This window comes from Phyllobacterium sp. P5_D12 (genome assembly GCF_054049495.1).
The window spans coordinates 1-8550 of record NZ_JBFUMG010000178.1 but is presented as its reverse complement, the minus strand read 5'-3'; the positions used below and the strand labels follow the sequence as shown (position 1 = coordinate 8550).

Annotated in this window: 7 protein-coding genes; 5 read left to right on the top strand and 2 right to left on the bottom strand. The window is 56.7% G+C overall.

Features of this window, described 5'->3' with window-relative positions:
* The 5 genes from ACXJ5O_RS13405 to recF form a co-directional block, all read left to right on the top strand.
* On the top strand, window positions 1–626 hold a 626-nt coding region (locus ACXJ5O_RS13405), incomplete at its 5' end, for an enoyl-CoA hydratase-related protein (protein ID WP_457300319.1).
* A 144-nt stretch (window positions 627–770) separates the two neighbouring features.
* Window positions 771–1037 carry a 30S ribosomal protein S20 gene (rpsT, locus tag ACXJ5O_RS13400; protein WP_112526460.1) on the top strand — a complete coding sequence of 89 codons (267 nt, stop codon included), beginning with the start codon at window positions 771–773 and terminating at the stop codon, window positions 1035–1037.
* 877 nt (window positions 1038–1914) lie between these two features.
* Complete coding sequence (dnaA, locus tag ACXJ5O_RS13395) at window positions 1915–3408, top strand: chromosomal replication initiator protein DnaA (protein WP_162701841.1); 1494 nt, start codon at window positions 1915–1917, stop codon at window positions 3406–3408.
* A gap of 174 nt (window positions 3409–3582) precedes the next feature.
* A complete protein-coding gene (dnaN, locus tag ACXJ5O_RS13390) occupies window positions 3583–4701 on the top strand; it encodes a DNA polymerase III subunit beta (protein WP_457300318.1) in 1119 nt (372 codons plus the stop codon).
* A 17-nt stretch (window positions 4702–4718) separates the two neighbouring features.
* Window positions 4719–5882 (top strand): DNA replication/repair protein RecF, encoded by a 1164-nt coding sequence (recF, locus tag ACXJ5O_RS13385; RefSeq protein WP_457300317.1) that lies wholly within the window; start codon window positions 4719–4721, stop codon window positions 5880–5882.
* A 20-nt stretch (window positions 5883–5902) separates the two neighbouring features.
* On the opposite strand, the gene ACXJ5O_RS13380 is transcribed toward recF, so the two are convergent.
* Window positions 5903–7057, bottom strand: a complete 1155-nt coding sequence (locus tag ACXJ5O_RS13380) for an FUSC family protein (protein WP_457300316.1) — start codon at window positions 7055–7057, stop codon at window positions 5903–5905.
* Window positions 7058–7083: 26 nt separating this feature from the next.
* Window positions 7084–8481, bottom strand: a complete 1398-nt coding sequence (locus tag ACXJ5O_RS13375) for a DUF1254 domain-containing protein (RefSeq protein WP_457300320.1) — start codon at window positions 8479–8481, stop codon at window positions 7084–7086.
* Window positions 8482–8550 lie beyond the last annotated feature (69 nt).

Here is an 8550-nt window from a genome sequence, read left to right as displayed (position 1 = left end):
GCGCCATAGTGCTCACCGGTTCGGAAAAGGCCTTTGCAGCGGGCGCTGATATCAAGGAGATGCAAACGCTGGAGTTCGCCGACGCCTATCTTGGCGATTATTTCAGCGAATGGGAACGGGTGACGCGGTTGCGCAAGCCGCTGATCGCCGCCGTCGCCGGCTATGCGCTCGGGGGCGGCTGCGAGCTCGCGATGATGTGTGACTTCATTATTGCCGCCGATAACGCAAAATTCGGTCAGCCGGAAATCACACTCGGCGTCATGCCTGGCATGGGGGGGTCGCAGCGACTCACCCGTTTTGTTGGCAAGTCGAAATCCATGGACATGTGCCTGACCGGGCGCATGATGGATGCCAACGAGGCAGAACGCAGCGGATTGGTCTCGCGCGTGGTGCCCGCCGGTGAACTGATCGACGAAGCCATGAAGGCCGCCGGGAAAATTGCATCTTTCTCCTTGCCCGTCGTCATGATGACCAAGGAGACCATTAACCGAGCTTATGAAACGACGCTCGCAGAAGGCTTGAGGTTCGAACGGCGTGTGTTTCATTCCATGTTCGCGCTTGAGGATCAACGCGAGGGAATGAACGCCTTTGCGGAAAAACGCACGCCGGATTTCAAAAACCGTTAAGGGCAAAATCGCGCAGATTCCAAGTTGACGCAAAAGCAAACGTCATCTATAAGCCCGACAACGTTCGGTGGCCTCTTGGCCGCCCTATTATTTTGTGACGGCCGCTTTAACGCTGCCGATTAGCTGACAGAAAAGAGAGGCAACATGGCCAACACTCCTTCGGCCAAAAAAGCGGCGCGTAAGATCGAAGCCCGCACCGAAGTAAACAAGTCCCGCCGCTCCCGCGTGCGCACCTTCCTTCGCAAGTTCGAAGATGCGGTAGCAAGCGGTGATCAGGCAGCCGCTTCCATCGCCTTCAAGGCGGTTGAACCGGAAGTGATGCGTGCTGCATCGAAGGGTGTCTTTCACAAGAATACCGCTTCGCGCAAGGTGTCCCGCCTGTCGGCTCGCCTGAAGAGCATGTCGGCCTGATCCAACGTGTCATTTTTATATATGAAGACCCGGCTGCTCGTTAGCCGGGTTTTTTGTTTTGAGTGATTCTGTGGGAATAAATTCGTTTCCCAAGGAAAAGATCGTGGCTTATCAAAACCATGACATATGGCGGTCACAAACTTGCTAGGACAAAAAGCGTCAATCATCAATTTGCCTTTGTTTTCAACGACTTATAGAAGGTAGTCATTGTGCCGTGTAGTGGGCGGGGAGAATCTCTCGCCTCAGCCTCTGTCAAGCGATAATTTAATATTTTTTTTTGCCAACAAGAGTCCGCACTGCAACAAAATGTACAGCCCAAAAAAGGCTTTGAATCAGAACGATTTTTCCTCTTTGTCTCAAAGACTGTTAAAAAAAATGCAAAATCGTTAACCTTTAATTCATCAAAAAACCCTTGGGGCGCACTTGCCCTTCCTGCAAAGGTTTTTGTAAGGTCCAGACATCGAAGGGGTGGGCAAAAACCCATTTAACAGGCTTAGTAAATGTAGGGTCGGGCGCAGATGTTATTGTTTGCGTGACGGGTAGATTTTGTCAGTACTCAAATCTTGCGATTTGAGTTGTTTCAAAAACAAGAGCGAGTCGACGACGCTGGCGAGAGCCGGGCGAGAGTTTTACTGCGCCTAAATTGAGAGGGATGCGAACGTGGTAGTTATACATATTCTGGACCAGATTTATTCAGTCCGGCACTGCGTTATCGCTGAGACCTCTACCCTTTAGCTTTTAGACTGTTCGGGCTGACCACTGGGGCGGTTGGCCGGAATTCATTTTGCAAAATACGGGCGTGTGACCCGAACGACAATATCAGGATGAGGCGATGACAATGACCAGCGGAATAATGGAAAACGGCTCAAAGGCAGCCATGGTCCCGCTCCATATGGAAGGGGATAAAATGGACACGGCCAGTAGCCAGGGGGAGCTGATTTTTGAGCGCGTCAAGCTCAAGCTGAAAGCGAAACTCGGAAGCGAGGTTTACTCGAGCTGGTTCGGCCGCCTGAAACTGGATGAGACATCAAAGAGCATCGTTCGCCTGTCGGTTCCGACCGCCTTCCTGCGTTCGTGGATCAACAATCACTACTGCGACATGATCACTGCCCTCTGGCGTGAAGAAGATGAGCAGACGCTCAAGGTTGAGATCGTTTTCCGCAGCGCCAGCCGCGCCACCCGCCCGGCTTGCGATACGGAAACCACGGTGCGCGCCGACAGCCGTGCCCTCCTTCGCGAAAAGCCCGTCTTTCCAGTTGGCAACACCACGCAGGACAAGAAAGCGCCTACGCATTTTGTCGACCGCGCCCAGAATTCCGTCTTCGGTTCGCCGCTCGATCCGCGCTATACATTCGACACCTTTGTTGATGGCACGCCCAACCGCGTTGCGCTTGCTGCTGCGCGCACGATTGCTGACGCAGGCGCCAGCGCCGTCCGCTTCAATCCACTGTTCATTCACGCCTCAGTTGGCCTCGGCAAGACACACCTCTTGCAAGCAATTGCCGCCGAAGCGTTGAAGCGTCCGGAACGTGCCCGTGTCGTGTATCTCACTGCCGAATATTTCATGTGGCGCTTTGCAACCGCCATCCGCGACAACAATGCACTATCGTTCAAGGAACAGCTCCGCGACATCGATCTGCTGATCATCGACGACATGCAGTTTCTGCAGGGCAAGTCGATCCAGCATGAATTCTGCCATCTCATCAATACGCTTCTCGACAGCGCCAAGCAGGTCGTCGTGGCTGCGGATCGCCCGCCGTCGGAGCTGGAATCGCTTGATCCACGGGTTCGTTCGCGTCTTCAAGGCGGTGTCGCGCTTGAAATGATCTCGCCGGACTATGCGATGCGCCTCGAAATCCTGAAGCGCCGCCTCGTCGCCGCCCAGACGGAAGACCATTCGCTCGACATCTCGCCGGAAATCCTTGATCATGTTGCCCAGTCCGTCACCGGCAGCGGCCGCGAACTCGAAGGTGCATTCAATCAGCTCCTCTTCCGCCAGACATTCGAGCCTAATCTGTCAGTCGATCGCGTCGATGAACTTCTGAGCCATCTGATGCGCGGCGGCGAAGCCAAGCGTATCCGCATAGAAGAGATCCAGCGGATCGTTGCTCGGCACTACAACGTGTCAAAGCAGGACCTTCTATCGAACCGGCGCACGCGCACGATCGTTAAACCCCGTCAAATCGCTATGTATCTCGCCAAGACACTGACACCCCGCTCGCTGCCGGAAATTGGCCGCCGCTTCGGTGGCCGCGATCACACCACGGTTCTTCATGCGGTCCGCAAGATCGAGGATATCGTCGGCAAGGACCAGAAATTGTCGCAAGAGCTGGAGTTGCTCAAGCGTTTGATCAACGACCAGGCGCAATAGTTTATCAACAGAAAGGCTGCGGTATGGCACACTGTTGCCGGCCGCAGACTTGCTTTTTGCGGTAAATATCTGCCAATTTGCCTGACCTTGGGAAAATTGCGTTTCCCTCCCCAGAAAAGTGCGGCAAACCCGCGGTGCTTTGGCTGGAATTGAAGTCAGCGAGACCGGTTTATCATGCGTGTAACTCTTGAACGTTCCAATCTTCTGAAGTCGCTCAACCATGTGCATCGTGTAGTCGAACGGCGTAACACCATTCCGATCCTATCGAATGTTCTGTTGAACGCTGACGGCGCAAGCCTCGCCCTCAAGGCGACCGACCTCGATCTCGAAGTGACGGAAGCGACAGCGGCCCAAGTTGACCAGGCTGGCGCGACAACGGTTCCGGCGCATCTTCTCTACGATATCGTCCGCAAGCTACCTGACGGCGCGGAAGTCTTGCTTGCAACCAATACCGACGGTAATTCCATGGCAGTTACCTCGGGCCGGTCGAGTTTCCGCCTGCAGTGTCTGCCGCAATCGGATTTTCCCGAGCTTACAGCTGGCTCCTTCACCCACACATTCCGCATGCCATCAACTGCGCTGAAAGGCTTGATCGACCGGACGCAATTCGCCATTTCCACCGAAGAGACACGCTATTATCTCAACGGTATCTATCTCCATGCGATCGAGAGCGAGGGTGCGCTGAAGTTGCGTGCCGTTGCTACTGATGGCCACCGCCTTGCCCGCGCCGAGCTCGAAGCCCCGTCAGGTGCTGAAGGCATGCCCGGCATCATCATTCCGCGGAAGACCGTCGCTGAACTGCAAAAACTTGTCGATGATCCGGATATCGTCGTGACCGTCGAACTCTCGGAGACCAAAATCCGCTTCACGATTGGCTCGGTCGTCCTCACCTCCAAGTTGATCGACGGCACCTTCCCTGATTACCAGCGCGTCATTCCCTCCGGCAATGACAAGAAGCTGACAATCGACCGCCAAAGCTTCGCTTCTGCTGTCGATCGCGTCTCGACGATTTCGAGCGAGCGCGGCCGGGCCGTCAAATTGACTATCGCGGATGGCCAGTTGACACTCACCGTCAACAATCCTGATTCCGGCAGTGCCACGGACGAGCTTTCCGCGGACTATGACTCAGATCCGATCGAGATCGGCTTCAATGCCAAATATTTGCTCGATATTACGGCCCAGTTGACGGGATCTGAGGCGATTTTCATGCTGGCCGATGCGGGTTCGCCAACGCTGGTGCGTGATACGGGCGACGAAAATGCGCTTTATGTACTCATGCCAATGCGGGTATAGCACCCCCAAGCATACCGATGACCGATGATCCGAATACGGACGCGGGCAAACCGGCCCGCGTTTCGATCAGCCGGCTGAAGCTTGCCAATTTCCGCAACTATGAAAACCTGTCGCTGCGGCTGGCGCCTGCGCATGTGGTGCTGACCGGCGAGAACGGTGCGGGCAAGACCAATTTGCTCGAGGCGATCTCGTTCCTGTCGCCAGGCCGGGGTCTGCGCCGCGCAACCTATACCGATGTCACCCGCACCAATGCGGCCGATGGGTTTGCCATTCACGCCGCCATCGAAACAGCCGAGGGTACCGTCGATGTCGGCACGGGGCTTGCCGGCAATGCGTCCGGGGACAACGCGCGGCGCGTCCGCATAAATGGCGTAACGGCGGCGGGCGCCGACGAACTCCTGGAATATTCCCGCATACTCTGGCTGGTTCCAGCCATGGACGGGTTGTTCACAGGCCCAGCCGCTGATCGCCGCCGCTTCCTTGATCGTATGGTCCTCGCCATTGACCCGGCGCACGGCAGGCGCGTCCTCGATTACGAGAAAGCAATGCGCAGCCGTAACCGTCTGCTTACGGAAGAGCGCGGCAGCGATGCCTGGCTCGATGCGATCGAGACTCCGATGGCCGAGCTTGGCATCGCTATTGCGGCAGCGCGAGCCGAGCTCATGCGCCTGATCAATGGCATGATCGAGCGCTTGCCCGATAACACCCCCTTCCCCAAAGCGGATTGCCTGCTCGAAGGCGAGTTGGAGCAGCGTATCGGCATCGAAGCGGCAACCGATGTGGAAGAAACGTTTCGGCGTGCGCTGCATGACGGGCGTAGCCGTGATCGTGCCGCCGGGCGCACGCTCGATGGCCCGCATCGCTCTGACCTGCTCGTCCGTCATCGGCCAAAGGCAATGCCGGCTGAACTCTGTTCGACCGGCGAACAGAAGGCATTGCTCATCGGCCTCATTCTCTCCCATGCGCGGTTGACGGGCGAACTTGCTGGCATGGCACCAATCCTTCTTCTGGACGAGATCGCCGCGCATCTGGATGAGGGCCGAAGGGCGGCGCTTTTTGACATCATAGAAGAACTTGGCGGCCAGGCCTTCATGACCGGTACGGACAAGGCCCTGTTCAGAAGCTTGGAAGGACGAGCCCAGTTCTTTGATGTTTCGCACGGCGCGGTCCGGCCAGGCTGAGCGCACCGCTAGATCGTCGGTTATTCCGTTGGCTCATGCCCTTGCAACGGTGGGACTTTCCGGGAGTCGTGACCGAGCACAAAGTGCGACAGGATCAATACCGGCTCAAGAATGACAATTCCGATCAGGATGCCCGCCAATCGGTCAATACCTGGATCGACGACGGCATCCAAATAGCTATCCGGCACCAGCACCACAAGGAAAGCCAAAACAAACTGTGTGCCGATGTAGCTGGTTGCCGCGTTGCCGTTTTCGATATGCCGCCCCACCAGCACGCCGAGGCATACGGCCAGTGTCATGAGCACTGGTGAGTGGTGACTTGCGAAAAGAATTGCGATGGCCAACAGGCCGCCGGCACTGCAGCCGACGAAGCGCAACAACAGTTTGGAGGTCACTGGATTGAGCGGGTCTGCGCCAAGGTTCGCCACCGGAATCATCATCACCGCCATGATTGTCACACTTGATTGCGCTAGCGAAGTGGTGCCCAGCCACACCCATATCCATGGAATGAACGCAAGGGCGATCGCTGCCTCGACCGAGTGCCTGACTGCTCCCGAATGCCAGAGGGGCGAATGCCGTATAGCGGTCTGCATGGCAGTTTCACTGCCCTGCACATTCAACCTGCGCCGAACGAGAAATGTCGAGACGGCACTCACCAGAATGCAAGCGACAGTTCCCGCCACGATCTCAAGAAGGCGCGACTGCGCAAAGGGCAGCACGCTCTCCGTTGGATGTTTCATACCTTCGATGACGATCATGCAGAATGTGAGCCCGGTGAATAACCAGGCATAGCTGCGCCGGCCGACCAGCGCGAAATAGAGGGTGACGCCGCCGAACACAGCGAGCGCGACGCTCATGACTGCCGGTGACTTAACGGCCATCGGTGCGACCAGGAGCGCCACGCCGGCGCCAGCTGCAGTCCCGACCAAACGCAGACTCCCGCGCATCAGGCTCTGCGAGACATGCGAGCGCATGACCATATAGCCGCTGAACGCCGCCCAGCCGACATTCTGAGCCCCAAGTGCATGGGCAAAGACGATCGCGAGCAAGACGGATACCACGCACTCGAACTCGTCGATCATGCGTGGCCCAGGATGATGTATCGAGCGCAACTCGCGCATGAGTGCCGGCCACAGACCGGGGATATCACGAAAAATGCGCTGGACGTAACTCATGCCAGACTAATAGCAGAACCTTCGCGCTATTGCGCAATGAGCTGTTGCAGCACCGGCACCATCACCGCCGGGGGCGGATTCCATTTCCCTGTCAGCGCGTCCATTTCCGGCCCATAGAGCCGCATGGTCAGGTTGAATGGTCCCGCTGGTGCAGGCAGCCAGTTGGCCTCCTTATCCTTGCCGGGGCTCTTGTTCTGGAAGTGGATATCAAGCGAACCATCGGCATTGTACTCAAACGGCATCCAACTGCTTACGGCGAACCGATTGATGCTGTTGGCAACCTGGAAACCCTCAGAATCATAGAGCGTGATGGACCAGAACGCCTTGACTGGTGGCAGGGACGCCTTATCGAAATGAATTGTGTAATTGTTCGCTCCATTCAGCGGGTTGCCCTTTTCGTCGCCGAGGTTGAGCGGGTAGATGGCGTCTTCAGGAAGGTTTGCGCCAAGCCCTACCTGCGCGACGATTGCTCGCTTCAGGTAGTAATTGCCGTAGACACCCATCGTGTCGGTATTCATCGACCAATTGTTCGCGACCCGGGCGAGGGTCGCCATCTTCCATTCCATCAGTTTGTTCGCCTCCGCCGGCACACCTTCGAGCGCCTTGGCGACGGCGGGATCGAGCTTGGCAATGTCGAAGCTCTGACCAGGCGCTATGCCGATCCGTCTCATCTGGGTGATTATGGGCTGATCGGTCAGGTGGGGCGGATTGATTTTCAGGATCTCTGCGGCTCGCGCGAAAAATTCACCGGCCGACATTCCGTCCACAGTGGCCTTCGGCGATGTCTTCATGTCAACTGCCGGGTCGATCGTGACTTTGACCGGCTCCGGGGTTTTGCCCCATTGCGACAGCGGCGTTACCTTGTAGCCGGCCTGTATCTTGTGGACCGCATCATAGTCCGGTGGGCCGTCGGTCTTGGTGCGCCCGATTATCCAGACAAAGGGTGTCGGCGCATCTATACGCTGCGTTCCCTCGGGTAATCCTCCGCCCTCCCACTTTGGTGGAACGATAGCAAAATCGGCTTTGGCGGTGCCTGTCGTCCGCCAACCGGGTGAGGCAAAGACGTTCGACCACATGTCGAGCATTGGCAGCAGATAAAACCGCCCGTTCGTGTCCGGAACCGAAACAATCATCGGCTCCTTGGTCATGTCGAGCCAGGCGACTGAGTAAAGCGTATCGAAATTGACGCGAACGACGTCGCGCATATCGGCGGTCGGGAATTCCGGCACGTTGGTAAACTCATTGGCCGGACCACGTCCCATCACCTTGCCAGCTTCGATGTTGGTGGCCTGCTTACGAGTGACGTCCATCGTCACCAACGGATAAAAATACACATAGGCGTCCAGGCCTATGGAATGCGCTTCCTGCTCGGTAATGGCATCGGCGGCGCTATGCGGCACAGCCGACGCACTGAACAAAATCATACAGGTGATAAGTGTGAACAGTTTTGCCTTCATGATTGTACTCCCCGTTTGAAAAGGCCATTTCTGCTT

Bases quoted from the DNA above. Each gene is read 5' to 3' on its own strand.
- dnaN (WP_457300318.1), top strand. From the start codon at position 3,583: ATGCGTGTAACTCTTGAACGTTCCAATCTTCTGAAGTCGCTCAACCAT.
- ACXJ5O_RS13375 (WP_457300320.1), bottom strand. From the start codon at position 8,481: ATGATTTTGTTCAGTGCGTCGGCTGTGCCGCATAGCGCCGCCGATGCC.
- rpsT (WP_112526460.1), top strand. From the start codon at position 771: ATGGCCAACACTCCTTCGGCCAAAAAAGCGGCGCGTAAGATCGAAGCC.
- dnaA (WP_162701841.1), top strand. From the start codon at position 1,915: ATGGTCCCGCTCCATATGGAAGGGGATAAAATGGACACGGCCAGTAGC.
- ACXJ5O_RS13380 (WP_457300316.1), bottom strand. From the start codon at position 7,057: ATGAGTTACGTCCAGCGCATTTTTCGTGATATCCCCGGTCTGTGGCCG.
- recF (WP_457300317.1), top strand. From the start codon at position 4,719: ATGACCGATGATCCGAATACGGACGCGGGCAAACCGGCCCGCGTTTCG.